The organism is Leisingera sp. ABM4_101 (assembly GCF_056158725.1).
On record NZ_JBSWTV010000002.1, the window covers coordinates 1,678,945 to 1,700,140 of the forward strand.

At 63.9% G+C, this 21,196-nt stretch carries 22 protein-coding genes and 1 pseudogene; 17 read left to right on the forward strand and 6 right to left on the reverse strand.

The genetic code is table 11. The features are described 5' to 3' along the window. Nucleotides 1-149: 149 nt before the first annotated feature. Both ACXAEK_RS09240 and ACXAEK_RS09245 read right to left on the reverse strand, forming a co-directional pair. A complete protein-coding gene (locus ACXAEK_RS09240; protein ID WP_475041383.1) occupies nucleotides 150-476 on the reverse strand; it encodes a hypothetical protein in 327 nt (108 codons plus the stop codon). 342 nt (nucleotides 477-818) lie between these two features. Next, nucleotides 819-1,532: an HAD family hydrolase gene (locus tag ACXAEK_RS09245; protein WP_475041385.1), complete on the reverse strand. Its 714-nt coding sequence runs from the start codon at nucleotides 1,530-1,532 to the stop codon at nucleotides 819-821. 88 nt (nucleotides 1,533-1,620) lie between these two features. Here ACXAEK_RS09245 and clpS point away from each other — a divergent pair, with 88 nt between their 5' ends. The 5 genes from clpS (at nucleotide 1,621) to ACXAEK_RS09270 (ending at nucleotide 5,758) form a co-directional block, all read left to right on the forward strand. Next, a complete protein-coding gene (gene clpS / locus ACXAEK_RS09250; RefSeq protein WP_475041387.1) occupies nucleotides 1,621-1,962 on the forward strand; it encodes an ATP-dependent Clp protease adapter ClpS in 342 nt (113 codons plus the stop codon). A gap of 13 nt (nucleotides 1,963-1,975) precedes the next feature. Next, nucleotides 1,976-2,965 carry a class I SAM-dependent methyltransferase gene (locus tag ACXAEK_RS09255; RefSeq protein WP_475041388.1) on the forward strand — a complete coding sequence of 330 codons (990 nt, stop codon included), beginning with the start codon at nucleotides 1,976-1,978 and terminating at the stop codon, nucleotides 2,963-2,965. An 82-nt stretch (nucleotides 2,966-3,047) separates the two neighbouring features. Beyond that, a complete protein-coding gene (locus tag ACXAEK_RS09260; protein ID WP_475041390.1) occupies nucleotides 3,048-3,851 on the forward strand; it encodes an SDR family NAD(P)-dependent oxidoreductase in 804 nt (267 codons plus the stop codon). 15 nt (nucleotides 3,852-3,866) lie between these two features. Continuing rightward, a complete protein-coding gene (hemF, locus tag ACXAEK_RS09265) occupies nucleotides 3,867-4,760 on the forward strand; it encodes an oxygen-dependent coproporphyrinogen oxidase (protein WP_475041391.1) in 894 nt (297 codons plus the stop codon). Nucleotides 4,761-4,942: 182 nt separating this feature from the next. Next, nucleotides 4,943-5,758: a glycoside hydrolase family 25 protein gene (locus tag ACXAEK_RS09270; protein ID WP_475041393.1), complete on the forward strand. Its 816-nt coding sequence runs from the start codon at nucleotides 4,943-4,945 to the stop codon at nucleotides 5,756-5,758. A gap of 126 nt (nucleotides 5,759-5,884) precedes the next feature. Here ACXAEK_RS09270 and hemC read toward each other — a convergent pair whose 3' ends face one another. Further along, nucleotides 5,885-6,844, reverse strand: coding sequence for a hydroxymethylbilane synthase (gene hemC, locus ACXAEK_RS09275; RefSeq protein ID WP_475041395.1), 960 nt, complete (start codon nucleotides 6,842-6,844; stop codon nucleotides 5,885-5,887). Nucleotides 6,845-7,029: 185 nt separating this feature from the next. On the opposite strand from hemC, the gene hemE reads away from it, so the two are divergent. Further along, nucleotides 7,030-8,064 (forward strand): uroporphyrinogen decarboxylase, encoded by a 1,035-nt coding sequence (gene hemE / locus ACXAEK_RS09280; protein ID WP_475041396.1) that lies wholly within the window; start codon nucleotides 7,030-7,032, stop codon nucleotides 8,062-8,064. Nucleotides 8,065-8,127: 63 nt separating this feature from the next. After that, nucleotides 8,128-8,295 carry a hypothetical protein gene (locus ACXAEK_RS09285; protein WP_475041398.1) on the forward strand — a complete coding sequence of 56 codons (168 nt, stop codon included), beginning with the start codon at nucleotides 8,128-8,130 and terminating at the stop codon, nucleotides 8,293-8,295. 2 nt (nucleotides 8,296-8,297) lie between these two features. Here ACXAEK_RS09285 and ACXAEK_RS09290 read toward each other — a convergent pair. Then, nucleotides 8,298-9,394, reverse strand: a pseudogene (locus ACXAEK_RS09290) (CaiB/BaiF CoA transferase family protein). A 47-nt stretch (nucleotides 9,395-9,441) separates the two neighbouring features. After that, on the reverse strand, nucleotides 9,442-10,299 hold the full coding sequence (locus tag ACXAEK_RS09295; protein WP_475041399.1) for a helix-turn-helix domain-containing protein: 858 nt from the start codon (nucleotides 10,297-10,299) through the stop codon (nucleotides 9,442-9,444). 104 nt (nucleotides 10,300-10,403) lie between these two features. On the opposite strand from ACXAEK_RS09295, the gene pobA reads away from it, so the two are divergent. Then, nucleotides 10,404-11,585, forward strand: coding sequence for a 4-hydroxybenzoate 3-monooxygenase (gene pobA / locus ACXAEK_RS09300; RefSeq protein ID WP_475041400.1), 1,182 nt, complete (start codon nucleotides 10,404-10,406; stop codon nucleotides 11,583-11,585). Between the two features lie 92 nt (nucleotides 11,586-11,677). Continuing rightward, entirely contained in the window at nucleotides 11,678-12,538 is an 861-nt protein-coding gene (locus ACXAEK_RS09305) for a crotonase/enoyl-CoA hydratase family protein (RefSeq protein ID WP_475041402.1), read from the forward strand. Between the two features lie 136 nt (nucleotides 12,539-12,674). Here the strand turns inward: ACXAEK_RS09305 and ACXAEK_RS09310 are convergent, their stop codons facing one another. Beyond that, the gene (locus ACXAEK_RS09310) at nucleotides 12,675-13,349 is read right to left on the reverse strand and encodes an NAD(P)-dependent oxidoreductase (RefSeq protein ID WP_475041404.1); all 675 of its coding nucleotides are present in this window, start codon (nucleotides 13,347-13,349) and stop codon (nucleotides 12,675-12,677) included. Nucleotides 13,350-13,564: 215 nt separating this feature from the next. Between ACXAEK_RS09310 and ACXAEK_RS09315 the strand changes: the two genes are divergently transcribed. The 8 genes from ACXAEK_RS09315 to uvrC all read left to right on the forward strand — a co-directional run bounded on the left by ACXAEK_RS09315 (nucleotide 13,565) and on the right by uvrC (nucleotide 21,145). Continuing rightward, complete coding sequence (locus ACXAEK_RS09315; RefSeq protein WP_475041406.1) at nucleotides 13,565-14,086, forward strand: CoxG family protein; 522 nt, start codon at nucleotides 13,565-13,567, stop codon at nucleotides 14,084-14,086. 122 nt (nucleotides 14,087-14,208) lie between these two features. Beyond that, nucleotides 14,209-15,168, forward strand: a complete 960-nt coding sequence (locus tag ACXAEK_RS09320) for an ABC transporter ATP-binding protein (protein ID WP_475041408.1) — start codon at nucleotides 14,209-14,211, stop codon at nucleotides 15,166-15,168. Further along, nucleotides 15,165-15,926 (forward strand): ABC transporter permease, encoded by a 762-nt coding sequence (locus tag ACXAEK_RS09325; protein ID WP_226428866.1) that lies wholly within the window; start codon nucleotides 15,165-15,167, stop codon nucleotides 15,924-15,926. Before ACXAEK_RS09320 ends, ACXAEK_RS09325 begins: the two co-directional genes overlap by 4 nt. 291 nt (nucleotides 15,927-16,217) lie before the next feature. Then, nucleotides 16,218-17,015 carry a S49 family peptidase gene (locus tag ACXAEK_RS09330; protein WP_475041410.1) on the forward strand — a complete coding sequence of 266 codons (798 nt, stop codon included), beginning with the start codon at nucleotides 16,218-16,220 and terminating at the stop codon, nucleotides 17,013-17,015. A gap of 1 nt (nucleotide 17,016) precedes the next feature. After that, entirely contained in the window at nucleotides 17,017-17,190 is a 174-nt protein-coding gene (locus tag ACXAEK_RS09335; protein ID WP_475041412.1) for a hypothetical protein, read from the forward strand. Next, nucleotides 17,187-18,143 (forward strand): calcium/sodium antiporter, encoded by a 957-nt coding sequence (locus tag ACXAEK_RS09340; protein WP_475041414.1) that lies wholly within the window; start codon nucleotides 17,187-17,189, stop codon nucleotides 18,141-18,143. The genes ACXAEK_RS09335 and ACXAEK_RS09340 overlap by 4 nt, the downstream gene beginning before the upstream one ends. Nucleotides 18,144-18,176: 33 nt before the next feature. After that, on the forward strand, nucleotides 18,177-18,953 hold the full coding sequence (locus tag ACXAEK_RS09345; protein ID WP_475041416.1) for an SDR family oxidoreductase: 777 nt from the start codon (nucleotides 18,177-18,179) through the stop codon (nucleotides 18,951-18,953). A gap of 299 nt (nucleotides 18,954-19,252) precedes the next feature. After that, complete coding sequence (gene uvrC / locus ACXAEK_RS09350) at nucleotides 19,253-21,145, forward strand: excinuclease ABC subunit UvrC (protein ID WP_475041418.1); 1,893 nt, start codon at nucleotides 19,253-19,255, stop codon at nucleotides 21,143-21,145. Nucleotides 21,146-21,196 lie beyond the last annotated feature (51 nt).

Consider the following 21,196-nt stretch of genomic DNA (forward strand, 5'->3'; position numbering starts at 1 on the left):
GCGCAGCGCGGTGCCGGCATCTTGTGTGTGCTGTGCAACTTGCCGCTAAATGCGGCAAGTCCTAACGAAAGGTTATCAAAAAAAGTTGCGCCGCCTGCCCTGGAGAGCGGTGATTTCGGACGCCGGGCAGGGGCAGGGGGCAGCAGATATCAGCCCGGATGGAAATTCGTAACGTAGAAAGGGGAGGAGTAGCTGAGCCCGAGCGAGAATTCACAGGGCTGCGGCAGGCGCGCCTTGATGCGGGATTCGAGATCTGCCAGCAGCGCCCTGGAAAAGGCCTCATCCCGGTGCGGTTTGGTGAGCAGCGCGACATTGATGGCAATATGGGTGTGGCGGAACCGGTCCGCGGCATTGGCCCGCCCTTTGCAGGCGCCGGCGCCGCTGTCGTGCTCCAGGATGGTGGCCTCGATTTCAGCGAGGATGGTTTCGGCATCCACATCCAGATCGCTGGAGTATTTCAGTTCGGCGTGCGGCATGTCCCGGGGCTCCCTTGGCTGTTGGGACGGAGTTAGGCCATCAAGGGGTGAATGAAAAGCGTGCAAGACCAGCGATGCGGGCAGCACCCGCCATTGGGGCAAGGGGGCCGCATCCGGGGGATACGGAATTCGGGCGCGAATTCCGTCTTGAAATCCTGCGGGGATTTCAGGCCCGTTTCCGGCTGCAGCCTTCAGCTTCGCCACACGGGATCCGGTTTCCGCGCCGGAAACCGGGTCGAATTCCGCGCCGGAATTCGATCTGCGCCGCCTATGCGGCGGCTTTTGCCCCGGGGCGGATCAAGCGCCGCCTGAAGTGCCGCCAGGCCTCCGGCTTGCTGCAAGTCAGCCCAGGCGCTCCACCAGCGCTGCCAGGCCGCTCAGATCTGCAATTTCGGTGTAGCGCGGGCTGTGCTCCGGGGCTTCGGCGTGCTCCACCTCCCAGACCAGCCCATGCGGCACATAGGTGCCCCAGCCGCCGGCCTCGATCACTGGCACCACGTCGGAGCGCATCGAGTTTCCCACCATCATCGCACGCTCCGCCCCGTCGCCGTGGCGGGCGAAAATGTCCAGATAGACCTCCGGTGTCTTCTCCGACACCACCTCAACCCCGTCAAACAGATCACCCAGCCCCGACTGCGCCAGCTTGCGCTCCTGATCCAGCAAATCGCCCTTGGTGATCAGCACCACGGTGTAGCGCCCGGCCACCGCCTCCACCGCCTCGCGCGCATGGGGCAGCAGTTCGATCGGGTAGGAGAGCATCATCTGGCCTGCGGTGATCAGCTCCTTGATCACAGCGGCGGGCACGCGCTCTTGCGTGACCTCGATTGCGGTTTCGATCATTGACAGGGTAAACCCTTTCACCCCGTAGCCATACCGCCCCAGATTGCGCCTTTCCGCATCCAGCAGCAGGCGGTCCAGCTGTTCCGGTCCGACCTCATCGGGGGTGTGATCCATCAGCAATTCGGCGAATTTGTCCTGCGTGACGCGGAAGAACCGTTCGTTGTGCCAAAGGGTATCGTCGGCATCAAAGCCGATTGTTGTCAAATTTCGTGTCAATCTGCGCGTCTCAGTCTCTTTTCCTAAACCCTATAGAGGCTATATAAGCGTCACAGTTAATTCCACGTGTCACTGGATCAAATTGCCCATGCTGCTGCAGCCCGTAATGATGTCGGATCATTCAGACGATGATACAGACGCCGGCGTCCTGACCAAGACAAAGCCCAAGACCAAGCGCCCGCCGCGCTATAAGGTCCTGCTGCTGAATGACGACTACACGCCGATGGAATTTGTCGTGATGGTGCTGGAGAGGTTCTTTGGCATGACCCACGCGCAGGCGTTTGAGATCATGCTGACGGTGCATAAAAAGGGCGTTGCCGTGGTCGGCGTGTTCAGCCATGAGATTGCCGAGACCAAGGTCGGCCAGGTGATGGATTTCGCCCGCCGCCACCAGCACCCGCTGCAGTGCACCATGGAAAAAGAAGAGTAAAAGAGGCCCTTAGATGTCCGTCCGCTTGTCACTGGCCGCCCAATCGGGCGGCTTTGCCGTTCCGGCTGAGGGCCGTATCGCCGTATTCCATCCCCGCGCCGGGCATGACTTGTCAGTGCTGCCCAGGGAACAGGTTCTGGTGATCCAGCCGTTCCGCCCCGACCATGATCATTTCGAGGCCCAGGGCTATGCCTGCGTGCCCGCTCTGGAAGCAGGGGCGGAATACGCTGCCGCTGTTGTCTTTCTGCCGCGGGCCAAGGCGCTGGCGCGGATGCTGGTGGCGCAGGCCGCTGCCGTCACCGCGGGGCAGGTGCTGATCGACGGCGCCAAGACCGAGGGCATTGATTCGGTGCTGAAGGACCTGCGCAAGCGATGCGAACCCTCCGCGCCGGTCTCCAAGGCGCATGGCAAGGTGTTCTGGATCGCGGGCGGCACCGCTTTGCCGGATTGGCAGCCGGAAGGGCCGCAGCAGGTTGAAGGCTTCATCACCGCCCCGGGCGTGTTCTCGGCGGATGGCATCGACCCGGCGTCGCGGATGCTGGCGGCGGCACTGCCGCAGAAACTGGGCCGCTGCGTGGCGGATCTGGGTGCGGGCTGGGGCTATCTCTCGGCGCAGGTGCTAAAGCGCGAGGGCGTTGAAGACCTGCATCTGGTGGAGGCCGACCATGCGGCGCTGGCCTGCGCCCGCCTCAATGCCGCCGACCCGCGGACGCAGTTCCACTGGGCCGATGCCCGCAGCTGGAAAGCGCCAGGACCGGTCAGCACCGTGGTGATGAACCCGCCGTTCCACACCGGCCGCGCCGCGGAACCGTCGCTGGGCCAGGCCTTCATCGCCGCCGCAGCAGCAATGCTGGCCGCGAACGGCAGCCTGTGGCTGGTGGCCAACCGGCATCTGCCCTATGAAACCGCGCTGGGTGAACGCTTTGCCCAGGTGCGCGAGGAAAGCGGCGACAACCGCTTCAAGATCCTGCACGCCGCCAAGCCCAAACGCGGGCGCAAGTAACCGCGCGCCGGACGCGATGCCGGTTTCCAAACCGGCCGGCGCGGTCTAACGTGCGGGCCAAACTGCCTCAGGGAGTGCCCAAATGTCCTTTTCCATCTCCGGCAAGACCGCGATCGTGACCGGTGCTGCCAGCGGCATCGGCCTGGCCATCGGCAAGCAGTTCGCCGACGCCGGCGCCAATGTGATGTTCGCCGACATGCAAGAGGCGCAGCTGGTGGCAGAGCTGGGCGAGCAGGCGGACGAAAGCAACATCCGCTACTTCGCCGGCGACCTGCGCGAGCGGCTGACCATCGCCAACCTGCTGTCGGCCACCATCGACGCTTTCGATGACATTGACATCCTGGTCAACGGCGCCCGCCAGGTGGTGGCGACCGATGCGCTCGATCCCCAGGATGAAACCCTGGATCAGCTGCTGAACCAAAGCCTGCTGCCGGCGGTGCGCCTGTCCCAGCAAGTGGCCCGGCGGATGATCAAGCAGGGCGAAGCACGCGAAGGCGACGGACCCAATGGCAGCATCATCAACCTGTCGTCGATTGCCGCGCGCCGCACCCATCCGGAACTGATGGCCTACTCCGTGGCCTCCGCGGCGCTGGATCAGGCGACACGTTCGCTGGCGGTTGCGCTGGCGCCGCACCGGATCCGTGTGAACTCCATTGCCTTTGGCTCCGTGATGAGCGCCTCGATGCGGGACACGCTCAAGGACAACCGCAGCTTCCGCCAGGATATCGAGGCGCATACCCCGCTGGGACGGGTCGCTTCGCCGACTGAGCTGACCGAAACCGCGCAGTATCTGGCTTCGGATGCCTCCGGCTTCATGACCGGCCAGGTGCTGACCCTGGACGGCGGCCGCACCCTGCTGGACCCGGTGTCCGCACCGATGCACTGATTGGAAAGACTTCACATGACTGCTGAGATGAAAGCCGAAAAGGCGCAGGCTGCAGCCTGGTTCCGGGACTTGCGCGGCCAGATCGTGGCCGCCTTTGAGGGGCTGGAGATGAGCCACAGCGACGGCCCCTTTGCAGAGATGGCGCCGGGCCGGTTCGAGGTGACAGAGACCAAACGCACCTCGGATGACGGCTCGGATGCGGGCGGCGGGCTGATGAGCGTGATGCGCGGCGGACGGGTGTTTGAGAAGGTCGGCGTCAACATCTCAGAGGTCTACGGAACCCTGGGCGAGCGCGCCCAGAATGCCATGGCCGCGCGCAAGGGCATCCCGGGGATGAAGGACGATCCGCGGTTCTGGGCCTCGGGCATTTCGCTGGTTGCGCATATGCGCAACCCGCATGTTCCGGCCGTGCATATGAACACCCGCATGTTCTGGACCCCGCATGCCTGGTGGTTCGGCGGCGGCTCGGACCTGAACCCTTGCATCGAATACGCAGACGACACCGCGCATTTCCACGCCACCCAGAAGCAGTATCTGGACCCGCATGGGGCAGAACAGTATCCGCGGCTGAAAGAATGGGCGGATGAGTATTTCTACATCCCCCACCGGGGGCGCGCCCGCGGTGTTGGCGGCATCTTTATGGACGACCAGAACAGCGGTGATTGGGCGGCGGATTTCGCCCTGACCCAGGACATCGGCCGCGCCTTCCTGCCGGCCTTTGTGCCGCTGGTCGAAAAACGCCGGGTGCAGGATTATTCCGAGGCAGACAAGGACGCGCAGCTCATTCACCGCGGCCTCTATGCCGAATACAATCTGGTCTATGACCGCGGCACCAAGTTCGGGCTGGAGACCGGCCACGACGCCAACGCGGTGCTGATGAGCCTGCCGCCGCTGGCCAAATGGGTCTGACCCGGCTCCGCAATTGAACCTGTGCAAGCGCGCCGCCCCCAAGCGGCGCGTTTTTGTCTTGCGGCGGATTTATGCTGATTTTCTGCCGCAGTCCGCGACATCGCGCCCGGCTGCGCTAAGGTAAAAGGGAACAGGCAAGAAAAGAGCAGCAATCACACAAAGCAAGGCAGGGGGCATTTCACATGCGCAATCTGGTTCTGGGGGTATTGGCGCTGGCACTGGCGGCGGGGTGCGGCCGCCCGCCGGACAGGGCCGCCAGCGCGCCGGAGGTCACCCGCACGGAGCCTGCAAATGCGCGGCTGGCCGGGCTGTCCACCTATCCCCGGTTCGGCGACAGCGACCCGCATGACTGGGAGGGGCGCAAGCCCTGGTCGTATCCTGTGCACGGGATCGACGTGTCGCGCTACCAGGGTGATATCGACTGGCGCCAGGTGCGCCGCTCCGGCGTCTCCTTTGCCTACATCAAGGCAACCGAGGGCGGCGACCACACTGACGCCAAGTTCCGCGAAAACTGGCGCGGCGCGCGGGCGGCCGGGCTGAAACGCGGCGCCTATCACTATTACTATTTCTGCCGTCCCGCAGCGGAGCAGGCGCGCTGGTTTATCCGCAACGTGCCCAAGGATGCAAACGCGCTGCCGCCGGTTCTGGACATGGAGTGGAACCACCGCTCCCGCACCTGCAGGCTGCGGCCCGATGGCGCCACGGTGCGGGCGGAGGCGCGCAAGTTCCTGAACATCCTGGAACGCCATTACGGCAAGCGCCCGGTGGTCTACACGACGGTGGACTTCTACCGCGACACCGGCATCGGCCGGCTCAGCGGCACCGAGTTCTGGCTGCGCTCCGTCGCGGGCCATCCGCGCGAAGTCTACCCGGGCAAGGCGTGGAGCTTCTGGCAGTACAGCGGCACCGGCCAGGTTGCGGGGGTGGCAGGAGATGTGGATCTCAACACCTTCCGCGGCAGCCCGGAAAGCTGGCTCAGGTGGTCGGGGCAAATCTAGCGCCGGCAGGGGGCTTTGCCCCCTCGCGCCTTGGGCGCTCACCCCCAAGATATTGTCAGCCAGAAGAAGGGAGGGTCCGTATTCTTCTGGCTCCAAATATCCCGGAGCGCGAGGCAGAGCCTCGCTTCAGGCCTTCCAGTCAAAGAACCCCTGGCCGGCTTTTTCCAGCAGCTTTGCCGCCATCTCCCGGCCCAGCTCCGCGCCGTCCTCCACCGGGCAAGTCTGATCGTCATTGATCGCCTCGGACCCATCCGGCCGCAGCACCTCGCCGCGCAGGCGCAGGGTGGCGCCATCCAGTTCGGCCAGACCGGCAATCGGCGTTTCGCAGGATCCGTCAAGTGCCGCCAGGAAGGCGCGTTCGGCGGCCAGGCGCTGGCCGGTCTCATGGTCATGAATCGCTGCCAGCATATCGCCCGAGCGGCCGTCGTCCGCGCGCCGCTCGATGCCGATGGCGCCCTGGGCCACTGCGGGCAGCATGTCGCTGGTCTCAATCGCATTGGCAGGCACATCCGCCATCGCCAGCCGGTTGAGGCCGGCCATCGCCAGGAAGGTGCATTCCGCCACACCCTCTGAGAGCTTGCGCAGCCGGGTCTGCACATTGCCGCGGAATTCGACCACGTTCAGATCGGGGCGGCGGTTCAGAAGCTGAGCCCGGCGGCGCAGCGAGGAGGTGCCGACCACCGCGCCCTCGGCCAGATCATGCAGCGAGGCCAGCGACGGCGAGATAAACGCATCGCGCACGTCCTCGCGCGGCAGATAAGTATCCAGCAGCAGCCCCTCAGGCTGCAGCACCGGCATGTCCTTCATCGAATGCACCGCGATGTCGATGGCACCGGACAAGAGGTCCTCTTCGATTTCCTTGGTGAACAGCCCCTTGCCGCCCAGCTCCTTCAGCGGCTTGTCCGCCGCGATCAGCGCCTGATTGTCGCCGGTGGTCTTGATCACCACCACCTCGAACGCCTCATGCGGCAGATCAAAGGCAGCGGCCAGGCGCGCGCGGGTCTCATAGGCCTGGGCCAGCGCCAGCGGCGATCCGCGGGTGCCGATTTTCAGGGGCGAAGCGGGGGAGGGCAGGGTCAGTGTCATGCTGAAAGCCATAAATCAGTTTGCATCCCGGAGGAAACCGGTTTTTGCGCATCTCCCACAGGGGCCGCGCGCGGGCTTTGACATAGAACAAGGCGCCTGTGCGCAAGGCGCGGCACATCGCCCCTGCTCTTGACATTCGCCCCCGCAGGCGTGACCTCAGGAGCCGAGCGACAAAGAGGATACCCATGGCTGGACAAAAGAAGCTGCTGCGCGCATTGGCAGGTGAAAAACAGGATGTGCCGCCGATCTGGATGATGCGCCAGGCGGGCCGCTACCTGCCGGAATACCGCGCCACCCGCGCCCAGGCCGGGGATTTCCTGTCGCTGTGCTACAATTCCGAGCTGGCCGCCGAGGTCACCCTGCAGCCGATCCGCCGCTACGGGTTCGATGCGGCAATCCTGTTTGCCGACATCCTGCTGATCCCGCAGGCGCTGGGCGCCGATCTGTGGTTCGTGACCGGCGAAGGCCCGCGGCTGTCGACCATCACCTCTGACGCGGATTTTGCCAAGCTGGGTCCGGCCGCGGACATCCACGAAACGCTGAACCCGATCTATGAAACCGTGCGCATCCTGTCGCGGGAACTCCCGTCCGAGACCGCGCTTATCGGCTTTGCCGGCGCGCCCTGGACCGTGGCCACCTATATGATTGCCGGCCGCGGCACCCCGGACCAGGGGCCGGCCCACGCCCTGCGGGAAGAAAACACAGCCCTGTTCGAGGCACTGCTGGCGCGGATCACCGAGGCAACCATTGACTACCTGTCGAAACAGATCGAGGCAGGCGCCGAAGCGGTCAAGATTTTCGACAGCTGGGCCGGTTCGCTGAAGGGCGAGGCCTTCCAGAAATACGCGCTGGAACCCTGCCGCCAGATCACCGCGGCGCTGAAAGAACGCCATCCGGGCATCCCCGTCATCGGCTTCCCGCGCGAGGCGGGCGAGAAATACGTGGGCTTTGCCAAGGCAACCGGCGTGGATTGCGTGGCACTGGATAATTCGGTCGACCCGGTATGGGCTGCAGCAAATGTGCAGGTGGACGGCTGCGTGCAGGGCAACCTGGCCTCGCGCCATATGGTCACCGGCGGCCAGGAACTGGTGGATGACACCCGCCGCATTGTCGAGGCGTTCCGGAACGGCCCGCACATCTTCAACCTGGGCCATGGCATCACGCCTGACGCCGACCCGGACAATGTGCAGCGGATGATCGACACGGTCCGCAGCTGCTGACCTTGTGTTATCCTTGAAGATGCGGCAATAGCCGCATCTTCGGATACATCCAGAGGCCTGATCATGGACTACAGCAGAATGGGCGGCGCCCGCATGGGCAGTAACAAGCCGCGCCACGCGGAACACAACGCCAAGGGCAGCAAGAAAAACCCCTTTGGCAAGCAGGCAGACAAGACCGAACTGCTCAAGCGGATGAAAGCTGCGGCTGAAAAGGCCAAGAAAGAAGACTGACCCTACTTCCGGGCCAGTTCTGCCAGGATTTCCTCCGTGTGCTGGCCGCGTTGCGGGATTTCCGGCGGTGTCCATTCGGGCTGGCTTGAAAACCGCGGGGCAGGGGCGGCTTGCAGCACGCCTTGCTCTTCAACCCAGGTGCCGCGCGCATTCATTTGATGCGCCATTGCCTCCTCCGGGTTCAGCACCGGGGCCACACAGGCGTCTGACCCTTCAAACAGCGCCGCCCAATGATCGCGCGGCTGGCTGGCAAAGATCCCGGCAAGCCGGCCGGTCAGGGCAGGCCACTTGGCTTTGTCGAACTGCTGCTGGAACTCCGCGTCCGCTGCCAGCCCCAGTTTCTCCAGAAACAGGGCATAGAACTTCGGCTCCAGGCATTGCACCGAGACATAGCCGCCGCCGGCACAGGCATAGGTGCGGCTCCAATGCGGACCGTCCAGCAGGTTTGCTCCACGTGTGACGCCAAAGTTCCCGGCCTGGCGGATGCTCATCAAGAGGTTCATCATATGGGCCGAGCCGTCATAGATCGCGGCATCGACCACGCAGCCCTTGCCGGTGGTTCCCGCCTTCAGGATACCGGCCAGCATTCCCGCCACCAGATACATCGCGCCGCCGCCGATATCGCCGGTCAGCGTCGCGGGCGTCAGCGGTACGTCGCCGGGGGCGGAGGCATACCACAGCGCCCCCGACAGCGAGATGTAATTCAGGTCATGCCCCGCCGCATGGGCCAGCGGGCTGTCCTGTCCCCAGCCGGTCATCCGGCCATAGACCAGGGCCGGGTTCGCCGCATGGCAGGCCTCCGGCCCCAGCCCCAGCCGCTCCATCACGCCGGGGCGGAAGCCCTCGATCAGCCCATGTGCGTTTTTGGCAAGTTTCAGGAAGGTTTCCGCATCGCCGGGGTCCTTGAGGTCCAGTGTGATCGACCGCTTGCCACGGTCCAAAAGCGAGCTTTCGGGCATTCCTGGCGTACGGCCCGGTGTACGGGGGTGTACGGGCGGTGCACGCAGATCACCTCTGCCCCGAGGTCGGCCAGTGTCATCGCGGCAAAGGGGCCGGGGCCCAGGCCCTCGACCTCCAGAATGCGGATCCCCTGCAGCATTTGGTGCCTCCCTTGTCGCTGTCCAGCAGGGGCCAGTCTGCGGCGGCTCAGGCGCTTTGGGCAAGCTGCTGGCGGAATTTCCGTGGCGGCATTCCGGTGCCCTTTGCAAACATCCGGCTGAAATGGGCCGGGTCGTTGAAACCCAATTCATAACCGATCTGCGCGGCACTCAGATTGGTGTAAATCAGCAGCCGCCGCGCCTCCCGCAGGACACGGGCGCTGATCAGCGCCGAGGCCGGCTGGCCGGTGGCCTGATGCGCGATCCGGTTCAGGTGGGTGGCAGAGACCGCCAGCTCAGAGGCATAGTCCGCCAGCGGCCGGCGCAGGCGGAAATCGCGCTCCACCAGCGCCTCGAAGCGGGTGAACAGCGGGCTGGCTCCGGATTGGGACGCGGTGTCCTGCCCGGCAATGGCGCGCGCAGCAATGGCGGTGACGGAGAGCGCCAGGCCGCGCAGCAGTTGCGCCCTGCCAAAGTCCCGGCGGCCGTACTCAGCGGACAGCTGCGCCGCCAGCGGCTGAAGCCCTGCAGGCAGTTGCAGGACGGCCGGCTGATCCAGCACCGCCCGCACGCCTTCGCCCGGCATCAGGTTCTGGTCCAGCAGATCGGATGCCAGGGTAATCACCCAGCCGCCAGTGCCGCTGTCAAAGCGGAACCCATGCACCACGCTGCGCGGCACATTGATCAGGCAGGGCGGGGCCAGCGGATGGTTGAAACCGTCAATTTCCGCACATCCTCCGCCGCCAGTAAGGATCAGCAGCTGATGCAGCCGGGCATGGCGATGGGGCCTTAATTCCCAGTCATGCAGCTCTGACCGGGTGCGGATAGTCTCAATATGCAGCACATCTGCCAGTTCCGCGGTTTCGCCGAACAGGTTGTAGCTGTTGATGCGGGGGCGGCTGGTCATGTGTGAAATGTACAATAAATGGCGCGCTTGGTCCATTCGCAAAGAGCGGTTGGCGGTGCATAATTCCCGCCGCACGCAGAGTTCATTGGTCACGGAAAACGCGCATGTCCAACCATCACGCACAAGTCGTCATCATAGGCGGCGGACCTTCGGGGCTGCTGCTGTCGCAGCTTTTGCACCGCCAGGGGATCAGTTCGATTGTGCTGGAGAAGCATACGCGGGCGCATGTGCTGGGCCGGATCCGGGCGGGGGTGCTTGAGCATGGTTTTGTCAACCTGATGCGCGAGGCAGGCTGCGGCAAGCGCATGGATCGCGAGGGCGAGATTCACGCAGGGTTCCATATCGCCCATCAAGGGCGCTTGGACCGGTTAGATCTGGCAGATCATACCGGCGGTGAGACGGTTATGGTTTATGGTCAGACCGAAGTGACACGCGATCTGTATGAGGCACGGGATGCCTTGGGCGGGATAGTGATCCATGAGGCGCAGAACGTGCAGCCCCATGCGCTGACTGATGCCCGCCCTCATGTCACCTGGGAGCAGGACGGGGAGGCACAGCGGGCTGACTGCGACTTCATCGTTGGTGCTGACGGGTTCCACGGTGTCAGCCGCAAGTCGATCCCGGCAGATGTGCTGAAGGAATACGAGAAGGTTTATCCCTTCGGCTGGCTGGGGGTCCTGTCGGAAACCCCACCGGTGGCGGAGGAGCTGATTTACGCCCGGCACGAGCGCGGTTTTGCTCTGTGCTCGCTGCGCAGCCGGGTGCTGAGCCGTTATTATATTCAGGTGCCGCTGACCGACCGGGTGGAGGATTGGAGCGACGCGGCCTTCTGGCAAGAGCTGAAGCGGCGTTTGCCGGAGGATGTGGCGGAGGGTTTGCAGACCGGGCCGTCGATTGAGAAATCCATCGCGCCCTTGCGCAGCTTTGTGGCCGAGCCGATGCGCTACGGCAATCTGTTCCTGGCAGGCGACGCGGCCCATATCGTGCCGCCCACCGGGGCCAAGGGATTGAACCTGGCGGCCTCGGATATCCATTACCTCTATCACGGGTTCCTGGATCACTACCTGAAAGGGGACAGCTCCGGGCTTGACAGCTATTCGGAAAAGGCGCTGGCGCGGGTCTGGAAGGCGGAACGCTTCAGCTGGTGGATGACCAACCTGCTGCACCGGGCGCCGGAAGGGTCGGAGACAGACCTGAGACTGCAAAGGGCAGAACTGGATTACCTGTTTTCATCGGAGGCGGCCCAGGTTTCGCTGGCGGAGAATTACGTCGGGTTGCCGTACTGACTTGCAGCGGCCTGGCAGGCTGACGCTGCGTCGGCTGGTCTATGCGGATGGCCCGGGCTGTGGTCTCCTTTGCGCAGCAGAGGAGGGCGCCTATGCCAGCAGTGCTTTACGAAAAAGACGGGCGGATCGCGCGGATCACGCTGAACCGACCCGAGGTGATGAATGCCATCAACGACGGGATGCCGCAGGAGCTGGCGGCGGCGGTGGCGCAGGCGGATGCAGACCCGCAAGTTCATGTGATGGTGTTGTCCGGCGCGGGCAAGGGGTTTTGCGCAGGCTATGATTTGACCTATTACGCCGAAGGCAACGGCAGCGGAGACGTCACCCAGCCGATGCCTTGGGACCCCATCAAGGACTACCGCTTTATGTGGGAGAACACCCAGGCCTTCATGTCCTTGTGGCGGGCGGCCAAGCCTGTGATCTGCAAGGTGCACGGGTTCGCGGTGGCAGGCGGGTCGGATATTGCGCTCTGTGCGGACCTGACGTTCATGGCTGAGGATGCGGAGATCGGCTATATGCCGGCCCGGGTCTGGGGCTGTCCGACCACGGCGATGTGGGTCTACCGGCTGGGCGCGGAGCGGGCCAAGCGGATGCTGTTCACCGGCGACAGGATCAGCGGCAGGGAAGCGGCGGAGATGGGGCTGGTGCTGAAGGCCGTGCCGGCGGACCAGCTGGATGATGCCGTTGAGGAAATGGCCGCGCGGATGGCGACGGTGCCGGTCAATCAACTGGCGATGCAGAAGCTGGTGATCAATCAGGCGATCGAGCAGACCGGGCTGATGCAGACCCAGCGGCTGGCCACGATCTTTGACGGGATCACCCGGCACTCGCCGGAAGGGCTGAATTTCAAGGCCAGGGCGGAGGACGCCGGGTGGAAACAGGCGGTGAAGGAGCGGGACGAGGGCACCTTTGACTGGACAGCCAACGAGGCGCTGCCCCTGCGCAACCGTTGAGCTGAGCCGGGGGCTCCCGCGCCTTTGCCAGGCATCGCAGATGCCAGGCACAGCCTTGGGCCGTGCGCCGCGCTGGGGCGCGGCGCTGCAGCGCGCAAGGCGCGCTGCCTGACCCAGCGCCGGCCCAGGCCTGGCGTCAGCCGGCCGCCAGGGCGGGGGCAGGAGTGCCCCAGGCAACTGTAAGCCGCTGACGGCGGCTGCGCGGGTTTTCCGCCAGATCCAGCAGGGCGGCGCCGAAGTCCGCAAAGGAGATTTGCGAAGCCCCCTCTGCATTGGTCAGCAGCGTGTCGGTGCCAAAGATGTACTGGCCGGTTTGCGGCCCTTCTGTCAGCAGCGCAGGCGGGCGCAGGCAGGTCCATTCTGCCGCGGGCTCCTGCTCCAGCAAAGCGTCCTGCTTGGCGCAGGCCTCGGCAATCAAACGGGAGCTTTCCGGCAGGAAGCCGGGTGCGCTGAGCACCGTGTGGCCGCTGCCATCCGCCAGTTTCAGCAGCGCTGCACCACCTGTGACCAGGACTGGAATGTTTGCGTGCCGGGCGGCCTGCACAGCGGCGCGGGTCAGCGGGATCAGGTCCGGTTCCCGCCCGGCCGGCGGGCGCAGCGCGCTGATCGCCAGATCGTGGCCTTCGGCCGCGCTGGCCGCGGCCTCTGGATCCGCCAGCAGGTCCAGGGGCAAGGGGGTGACCAGAGGGCTGATCCCTGCAAGCACAGAAGGGGTGCGGGATACCGCTGTGACCGGATGTCCGCGGTGAGTTGCTGCCTTGACGGCTGCGCGGCCCACATCGCCGGTGGCGCCGAAAATAATGATCTTCATTGGGGTGCTCCTTTTGAAATCTCGACATCGAGATAGTTGAGATAAATCTCGACATCAAGATAAATCTGTTTACCTTGACGCTGCGGCAATTGCGGCCTTGCGCGGCGCGCGTGTGCGATGCAGGGCCTGGCCTGGCGCCCTTTGCAGCTTGGCAGGCGGTGGCAGGACGGTTAGGTCTGGGGGCAACCGGAACGCAGCACCAGGGAGGGATGCCCATGCAGATGAGTGACCAGAAGGAAATCGCCGCCGATCCCGCGACTGTTTATGCGGCGCTGCTGACGCCTGCTGTGCTGCAGGCCTGTGTGCCCGGCGCCCAGGAAGTGGCCGGCACGCCGGAAGACGGTTTTGAGGCCACGGTCACTCAGAAAGTCGGCCCGGTCAAAGCCACCTTCAAGGGGCAAGTTACCTTGTCGGATATGGCTGAGAACGAGAAGCTCACCATTTCCGGCGAGGGCAAGGGCGGTGCGGCCGGTTTTGCCAAAGGCGGGGCGGTGGTTACGCTGGCACCATCGGACACCGGCACACTGCTGTCATATGAGGTGGAAGCCAAGGTCGGCGGCAAGCTGGCGCAGCTGGGCAGCCGTATTATTGATGGATTTGCCAAGAAGATGGCGGATCAGTTCTTTGCCAATCTGCAGTCCCATTTGGCGCCGGAGCCGGAAAGCCAGGACGGCGAGGCGGCGGAAGAGGACGGCGCAAAAAAGGGCTGGTTCAGCAAGGTGACTGGCCGCGGCTGACCGCGGCTTTGCCCCTGCACTGGCGCACAGGCCGCTCTGCAGCCCAATTTGCGGCGCAGGGCTGGCAGATGCGGCACGCCGCCGCTAGGGTGGCCGGGATCTGAGACCACCCCGGAGGCACCATGGCGGCCATCCTGTCCATCCGCGACCTGCGCAAAATTTACGACGGCGGGTTCGAGGCGCTGAAAGGCGTCTCGCTTGATATTGAAGAGGGCGAGATCCTGGCCCTGCTTGGCCCCAATGGTGCCGGTAAGACGACCCTGATTTCAACGGTTTGCGGGATCACCACGGCCACCTCCGGCAGTGTCAGAGTTGGCGGCTTCGACAATGTCAGCCAGTTCCGCCAGGCGCGCGCGCTGATCGGCCTGGTGCCGCAGGAAATCACACTGGAGCCGTTTGCCAAAGTGCATGACACAGTCAGCTTTTCGCGCGGGCTGTTCGGCAAGCCGGCCGATCCGGCGAGGATCGAGGCGGTTCTGCGCAAGCTGTCGCTGTGGGAAAAGCAGGATGCCAAGATCATGGAGCTGTCCGGCGGCATGAAGCGGCGGGTGCTGATTGCCAAGGCGCTGGCGCATGATCCGCGCATCCTGTTCCTGGATGAGCCGACGGCTGGCGTGGATGTGGAACTGCGCAAGGATATGTGGCAGATCGTCGATGAGCTGAAGGCCAGCGGCGTCACCATCATCCTGACCACCCATTACATCGAAGAGGCGGAGGCAATTGCCGACCGCGTGGGGGTAATCACCGGCGGCGAGCTGCTGCTGGTCGAACAGAAGGAGCAGCTGATGGCCCGGATGGGGCAGAAACAGCTGGAGGTGCAGCTGAGCGAGCCGGTGGCCGCCATTCCGGCGGCGCTGGCGCAGCATAATCTGCAAATCGTCAATGGCGGCGATGCCTTGCTGTACACCTATGATACGCGGGCTGAACGCACGGGCATAACCACACTGCTGAACGATGTGGCACAGGCCGGGCTGGTGCTGGCGGATGTTCAGACACGGGAATCCAGCCTGGAGGACATCTTTGTCGGCCTGGTGTCGGGCGAGCCGGCATCGCAGGACGCAGCCGCAGGGGGTGCCGCATGAACTGGACCGCAGTTGCCACCATCTACAAGGCAGAAATGGCGCGTTTCTGGCGCACTTTCCTGCAGAGCTTCATCTCGCCGGTGTTGTCCACCTCGCTCTATTTCGTGGTGTTCGGCAGCGCCATCGGCAGCCGGATCCAAGAGGTCGACGGGGTCGAATACGGCGCCTTTATCGTGCCTGGGCTGGTGATGCTGTCTGTGATCACCCAGAGCATTTCCAATGCGTCTTTCGGGATCTACTTCCCGAAATTCATCGGCAATATCTATGAAATCCTCTCGGCGCCGATCAATTTCCTGGAAGTGGTTGCAGGCTTTGTCGGCGCGGCCGCCACAAAGTCGCTGTTTATCGGCACCGTGATTCTGTGCACGGCCTCGCTGTTTGTGGATCTCTCAGTCCAGCACCCGCTGGCGATGGTCGCCTTCCTGGTGCTGACCTGCCTCAGTTTTTCGCTGATGGGCTTCATCATCGGCATTTGGGCCGGGAATTTTGAACAGCTGCAGCTGGTGCCGCTCTTGGTGGTGACACCGCTGGTGTTTCTGGGCGGGTCTTTCTACTCAATTTCGATGCTGCCGCCGGTCTGGCAGACGATCACCCTGTTCAACCCGGTGGTCTATCTGGTGTCTGGCTTCCGCTGGGCGTTCTTTGGCCAGGCGGATGTGCCGGTGCTGCTGAGCCTTTGCGCCATTGGCGGTTTTACCTTGGCCTGCATGGGCGTGATCTGGTGGATCTTCAAGACCGGCTGGCGCATCCGGGCCTGAACCGGCAGGCAGGGCGGCAAGGCAACAGGGCCGGGCTCTCGCCCGCTCCGGACGCCCTGAGGGCGCCTTTGGTCGGCGTCTTGCGCGGCGCCGCGCAGCCGCGCGGCGCTTGGCCCAACGGGAAGGCTGCAGCGGCACGCTGCTGCCCTGACGGGCGGGAGCGCTCCGGCTATGCGGCAGCGGAAATTCAGCGTTGCATTTATGCCCGCGGCTGTGCGGTTTTTGCCTTTCGCGCCAATTCCCCAAGCCGCGCACCTTGTTTCACCGCGGGTGGCCCTCTACATCGGCGCCATGAGATTTCGCCTGCCTTTCCTGAAAAGACAGCCGCTGGTGGCGGTGGTGCGCCTCAACGGCGCCATCGGAATGCCCGGCCGCGGCTCGCTAAGCGACACCGCACTGGCCCCGGTGCTGGAGCGCGCCTTCCGCAAGGGCAAGCCCGCTGCGGTGGCGCTGGAGATCAACTCGCCCGGCGGCTCGCCGGTGCAAAGCTCACTGATAGGCGCCCGTATCCGGCGGCTGGCGGAAGAGCTGGAGATCCCGGTCTATGCCTTTGTCGAGGATGTTGCGGCCTCGGGCGGCTATTGGCTGGCCGCGGCAGCGGATGAGATCTGGGCCGATGCCAGCTCTGTGCTGGGCTCTGTCGGGGTGATCTCAGCCGGGTTCGGCGCCCATGTGCTGCTGGCCCGCCAAGGAGTAGAGCGGCGGGTCTATACCGCAGGTGAGAGCAAATCCATGCTGGACCCGTTCCGCCCTGAAAACCCCGAGGACGTGAAGCGCCTGAAGGTGATCCTGAACGACATCCACGCTAATTTCATCGACCATGTTACCGAGCGCCGCGGCGCCAAACTGCACAGCGAAGAGAGCCTGTTCACCGGCGAAATCTGGCTGGCGCGCAGGGCAGAAGAGCTGGGGCTGATTGACGGCATCGGCCATCTGAAGCCCAAGATGCAGGAACTGTACGGCGAAAAGGTCCGTTTCCGCCGCTATGGACTCAAGAAGCCGCTGCTGAGCCGCTTCGGCATGCAGGTGGCGCAGGATGCGCTGGCCGGGATCGAGGAGCGTGCCGAATACGCGCGTTTCGGTCTCTGACGTGCTGTTCAAGATCGTTGCAATCTTTCTGGCGGTAATGGCTGTGCTTGCGATGTTCGGCAAGCTGCGGTTTCCCGGCCAGAAGAAAATCAATTCCAGGCGCTGCCCGTCTTGCGGCCGGTTCAGGATCGGCAAGGGGCCCTGCGCCTGTAAAAAAGGAGATCGTGGCAAATGATGCCATGGCTGTATTCGGCTCTGGGGCTGGTGATCCTGCTGCTGGCGGGCGACGCACTGGTGCGCGGCGCGGTGAACCTCAGCCTGCGGCTGGGGGTGCCTGCGCTGATCGTCAGCCTGACCATCGTGGCCTTTGGCACCTCGGCGCCGGAGCTGCTGATCGCCATCAGCGCCGTGCATGAGGGCGCGGACGGTATCGCGCTGGGCAATGTGGTCGGCTCCAACACGGCCAACATCCTGCTGGTGCTGGGTATCCCTGCGATGATGCGTGCGCTTCACACCAGTGAGTGCAGCACCCGCAAGAATTATATCTTCATGCTTGGTGCCTCGGTGCTGTTCATCGGTCTGGCGTTTTGCGGCACCTTCACTATCTGGTCGGGGCTGATCCTGCTGGCCGCATTGGCTGTGGTGCTTGGGATTGCCTTTCACGAGGCGCGTATCCACCGCCGCAACGGCAAGGACTGCGCCTGCGAGGACGATCTGGAGGAGATCGAGGAAGCTGATCCCGACATGCCTTACTGGCGGGTCTGCACTTACCTGCTGCTGGGCCTCATCGGCCTGCCGTTGGGCGCAGACTTGCTGGTGGACAACGCCACCATCATTGCCCGCACCTATGGCATCAGCGAAACCGTGATCGGCCTGACTCTGGTGGCGGTCGGCACCTCGCTGCCGGAACTGGCCACCACCGTGATGGCGGCGCTGCGCCGCCAGGCGGATGTGGCGCTGGGCAATGTGATCGGTTCCAACATGTTCAACCTGCTGGCCATCATCGGCATTGCCACCTTTGTCGGCCCGATCAGCGTTGATCCGGAATTCCTGGAGTTCGACCTGTGGGTGATGCTGGGGGCATCGCTGCTGCTGATCCCCTTTGTCTTTTTCAAACAAGACATCACCCGCATCTGGGGCGTTATTCTCACCACGCTCTATCTGGCCTATATGTTTGTCCTGTTCTAACTCTTTCACTGCAACAGCGGCAGGGAGGCGAGGATGCGGGCATTGGTGACGGGCGCGGGCAGGCGGCTGGGCCGGGTTATGGCCCTGGAGCTGGCCGCGCAGGGGTATGACGTTGCCGTGCATTATGCCTCCTCGGCCCTGGCGGCCGAGGAAACGGCGCAGGAGATCCGGGCGCTGGGGCGTCAGGCAGCCGTGCTGCAGGCGGATTTATTGGATGAGGACCAGGCCCGTCAGCTGCTGCCGCGTGCAGCAGAGGTGCTGGGCGGGCCGGTCACCTGCCTGGTCAACAATGCCTCTGTGTTCGAGCATGACACGCTGGACAGTGCTACCCGCAGCAGCTGGGACAAGCATATGAACAGCAACCTGCGGGCGCCTTTCGTGCTGTTGCAGGCCATGGCTGCGCAGCAGGTACCGCTGGCGCTGGATGCGGGCGGCGAGCCGCGGGCCTGGGGCCTGGCAGTCAACATGATCGACCAGCGGGTGCGTAAGCTGACGCCGGATTTCATGAGTTACACGCTGGCGAAATCGGCGCTGTGGACATTGACGCAGACCGCAGCCCAAGCGCTGGCGCCGCAGATCCGGGTCAATGCCATCGGGCCGGGGCCAACCCTGCAGGGGCCGCGGCAAAGCGCTGAGCAATTTAGCCGTCAGCGCAAAGCCACGATCTTGCAGCGGGGGGCGGATCCTGAAGACGTAACCGCAGCGCTGAGCTACCTGCTGCGGGCCAAGGCGGTGACCGGCCAGATGATCTGTGTGGACGGGGGGCAGCATCTGGCCTGGCAAACCCCTGACAGTGACGGGCTGGAGTGACGCAAACCGGGATAAAACCGTCCCTTTCCGTGCAAGTTTTGCACCGGTTCACATGCCGTCACGGAAGCGTTACAAAAGTGCCTTTAATTTCAAAACCTTGACAGGGTATCGGAAAAGTTTTCACTGAAAACAACACTTTATCAATCTGCCTAAAAATTAGGCATTCGTCCAAAACTGCTCTGAAATAAGGGAAAAGGCGGGATAGCCCAAAGATATCTTCGTAGTTATCCACAGTTTGCGTGGATTTCCCCGCTCTTGATCCGGACAGGCAAACATTGCAGCCGGCGGCGGGGAATCATATGTCTGGGCGCATGAACGATCAGCCCGCCGACACCCCTCAGGATTCGCCCGCCCGTACCGGTTACGCGGTGATCCAGGACTATGTGAAAACGCTCGACAGCTCGCCGGGTGTTTACCGGATGCTGGATGCGGACAGCCGGGTTCTTTATGTCGGCAAGGCGCGCAATCTGAAGGCGCGGGTGTCGAATTACACCCGACCGGGCAACAGCCCGCGGATCGAACGGATGATCGCGCTCACCGCCTCGATGATGTTCCTGACCACGCGGACCGAGACTGAGGCGCTGCTGCTGGAACAGAACCTGATTAAGCAGCTGAAGCCCAAGTACAATGTGCTGCTGCGCGATGACAAAAGCTTCCCGAATATCCTGGTCGCCAAGGACCACGATTTTCCTCAGATCAAGAAACACCGCGGCGCCCGCAAGCAGAAAGGCAGCTATTTCGGCCCGTTCGCCAGTGCCGGTGCGGTGAACCGGACGCTCAATCAGCTGCAAAAGGCCTTCTTGCTGCGCAACTGCTCGGATTCGATGTTCGAGACCCGCACGCGCCCCTGCCTGCAGTACCAGATCAAACGCTGCACCGCGCCCTGCACCGGGCTGATCAGCGAGGAGGACTACGCCGCCAGCGTGCGCGATGCCGAACGCTTTTTGTCGGGCCGCTCCACCAAGATTCAGGAGGAACTGGCGGAGCAGATGATGGCCGCGTCTGAGGCGATGGAGTTCGAGCGTGCCGCCGCCCTTCGCGACCGGATCAAGGCGCTGACCCAGGTGCAGTCTTCTCAGGGCATCAATCCGCGCGGCGTGGCTGAGGCGGATGTGATCGGCCTGCACATGGACGGCGGCCAGGCTTGCGTGCAGGTGTTCTTCATCCGTGCCAACCAGAACTGGGGCAACCAGGATTTCTACCCGCGGGTGGATGCCGACAACAGCCCGGCAGAGATCATGGAGGCCTTCCTGGGCCAGTTCTACGGCAACAAAGTGCCGCCGCGGCTGCTGATCCTGTCGGACGCGATTGAGAATGCAGACCTGATGGAACAGGCGTTGAGCGAGAAGGCCGAGCGCAAGGTGGAACTGCTGGTGCCCCAGCGCGGCGAAAAGACGGAACTGGTGGCCTTTGCGGTGCGCAACGCCCGCGAGAGCCTGGCCCGCCGCATGGCCGAAAGCGCGACTCAGGCCAAGCTTTTGCGCGGGCTGGCCGAAGCCTTTGGGCTGGACGGCGCGCCGCAGCGGATCGAGGTTTACGACAACTCGCATATCCAGGGCACCAATGCGGTGGGCGGCATGATCGTGATGGGGCCGGACGGCTTCATGAAAAACGCCTACCGCAAGTTCAACATCAAGGGTGATGATCTGGTGCCAGGCGATGACTTCGGCATGATGAAAGAGGTGCTGAACCGCCGCTTCTCGCGTTTGCTGAAAGAGGACCCAGGCCGGGAAAAAGGCCTGTGGCCGGATCTGTTGCTGATCGACGGCGGTGCCGGGCAAGTGTCGGCGGTGGCAGAGATCATGGAGGCGCACGGGGTGCAGGACATCCCCATGGTGGGCGTCGCCAAGGGCGTGGACCGAGACCACGGCAAGGAAGAGTTCTACCGCCCCGGAACGCCGGTCTTTGCGCTGCAGCGCAATGACCCGGTGCTTTATTTCATCCAGCGGATGCGGGATGAGGCGCACAGGTTCGCCATCGGCACCCACCGCGCCAAACGGGCCAAGGCGCTGAGCGCGACGCCGCTGGACGAGGTGCCCGGTGTCGGCGCCTCGCGCAAACGCGCGCTGCTGGCGCATTTCGGCAGTGCCAAGGCTGTCAGCCGCGCCAATCTGGCTGACCTCAAGGCCGTGGATGGAATTTCCGAGGCGTTGGCCGAACGGATCTACGACCACTTCCACGCGCAGGGGTAGCCGTCCGAATTTGGGCTGAGTGGCAATCGTGCTAAGTCTGAAGGGCAGCCC

What these genes read in the sequence shown, in the direction of transcription:
- ACXAEK_RS09330 (WP_475041410.1), top strand. Translation starts at nt 16,218, where the DNA reads ATGAGATTTCGCCTGCCTTTCCTGAAAAGACAGCCGCTGGTGGCGGTG.
- hemE (WP_475041396.1), top strand. Translation starts at nt 7,030, where the DNA reads ATGGCTGGACAAAAGAAGCTGCTGCGCGCATTGGCAGGTGAAAAACAG.
- uvrC (WP_475041418.1), top strand. Translation starts at nt 19,253, where the DNA reads ATGTCTGGGCGCATGAACGATCAGCCCGCCGACACCCCTCAGGATTCG.
- ACXAEK_RS09270 (WP_475041393.1), top strand. Translation starts at nt 4,943, where the DNA reads ATGCGCAATCTGGTTCTGGGGGTATTGGCGCTGGCACTGGCGGCGGGG.
- ACXAEK_RS09305 (WP_475041402.1), top strand. Translation starts at nt 11,678, where the DNA reads ATGCCAGCAGTGCTTTACGAAAAAGACGGGCGGATCGCGCGGATCACG.
- ACXAEK_RS09320 (WP_475041408.1), top strand. Translation starts at nt 14,209, where the DNA reads ATGGCGGCCATCCTGTCCATCCGCGACCTGCGCAAAATTTACGACGGC.
- hemF (WP_475041391.1), top strand. Translation starts at nt 3,867, where the DNA reads ATGACTGCTGAGATGAAAGCCGAAAAGGCGCAGGCTGCAGCCTGGTTC.
- ACXAEK_RS09325 (WP_226428866.1), top strand. Translation starts at nt 15,165, where the DNA reads ATGAACTGGACCGCAGTTGCCACCATCTACAAGGCAGAAATGGCGCGT.
- ACXAEK_RS09255 (WP_475041388.1), top strand. Translation starts at nt 1,976, where the DNA reads ATGTCCGTCCGCTTGTCACTGGCCGCCCAATCGGGCGGCTTTGCCGTT.
- pobA (WP_475041400.1), top strand. Translation starts at nt 10,404, where the DNA reads ATGTCCAACCATCACGCACAAGTCGTCATCATAGGCGGCGGACCTTCG.
- ACXAEK_RS09345 (WP_475041416.1), top strand. Translation starts at nt 18,177, where the DNA reads ATGCGGGCATTGGTGACGGGCGCGGGCAGGCGGCTGGGCCGGGTTATG.
- ACXAEK_RS09315 (WP_475041406.1), top strand. Translation starts at nt 13,565, where the DNA reads ATGCAGATGAGTGACCAGAAGGAAATCGCCGCCGATCCCGCGACTGTT.
- ACXAEK_RS09260 (WP_475041390.1), top strand. Translation starts at nt 3,048, where the DNA reads ATGTCCTTTTCCATCTCCGGCAAGACCGCGATCGTGACCGGTGCTGCC.
- ACXAEK_RS09240 (WP_475041383.1), bottom strand. Translation starts at nt 476, where the DNA reads ATGCCGCACGCCGAACTGAAATACTCCAGCGATCTGGATGTGGATGCC.
- ACXAEK_RS09285 (WP_475041398.1), top strand. Translation starts at nt 8,128, where the DNA reads ATGGACTACAGCAGAATGGGCGGCGCCCGCATGGGCAGTAACAAGCCG.
- clpS (WP_475041387.1), top strand. Translation starts at nt 1,621, where the DNA reads ATGCTGCTGCAGCCCGTAATGATGTCGGATCATTCAGACGATGATACA.
- ACXAEK_RS09310 (WP_475041404.1), bottom strand. Translation starts at nt 13,349, where the DNA reads ATGAAGATCATTATTTTCGGCGCCACCGGCGATGTGGGCCGCGCAGCC.
- ACXAEK_RS09340 (WP_475041414.1), top strand. Translation starts at nt 17,187, where the DNA reads ATGATGCCATGGCTGTATTCGGCTCTGGGGCTGGTGATCCTGCTGCTG.
- ACXAEK_RS09295 (WP_475041399.1), bottom strand. Translation starts at nt 10,299, where the DNA reads ATGACCAGCCGCCCCCGCATCAACAGCTACAACCTGTTCGGCGAAACC.
- hemC (WP_475041395.1), bottom strand. Translation starts at nt 6,844, where the DNA reads ATGACACTGACCCTGCCCTCCCCCGCTTCGCCCCTGAAAATCGGCACC.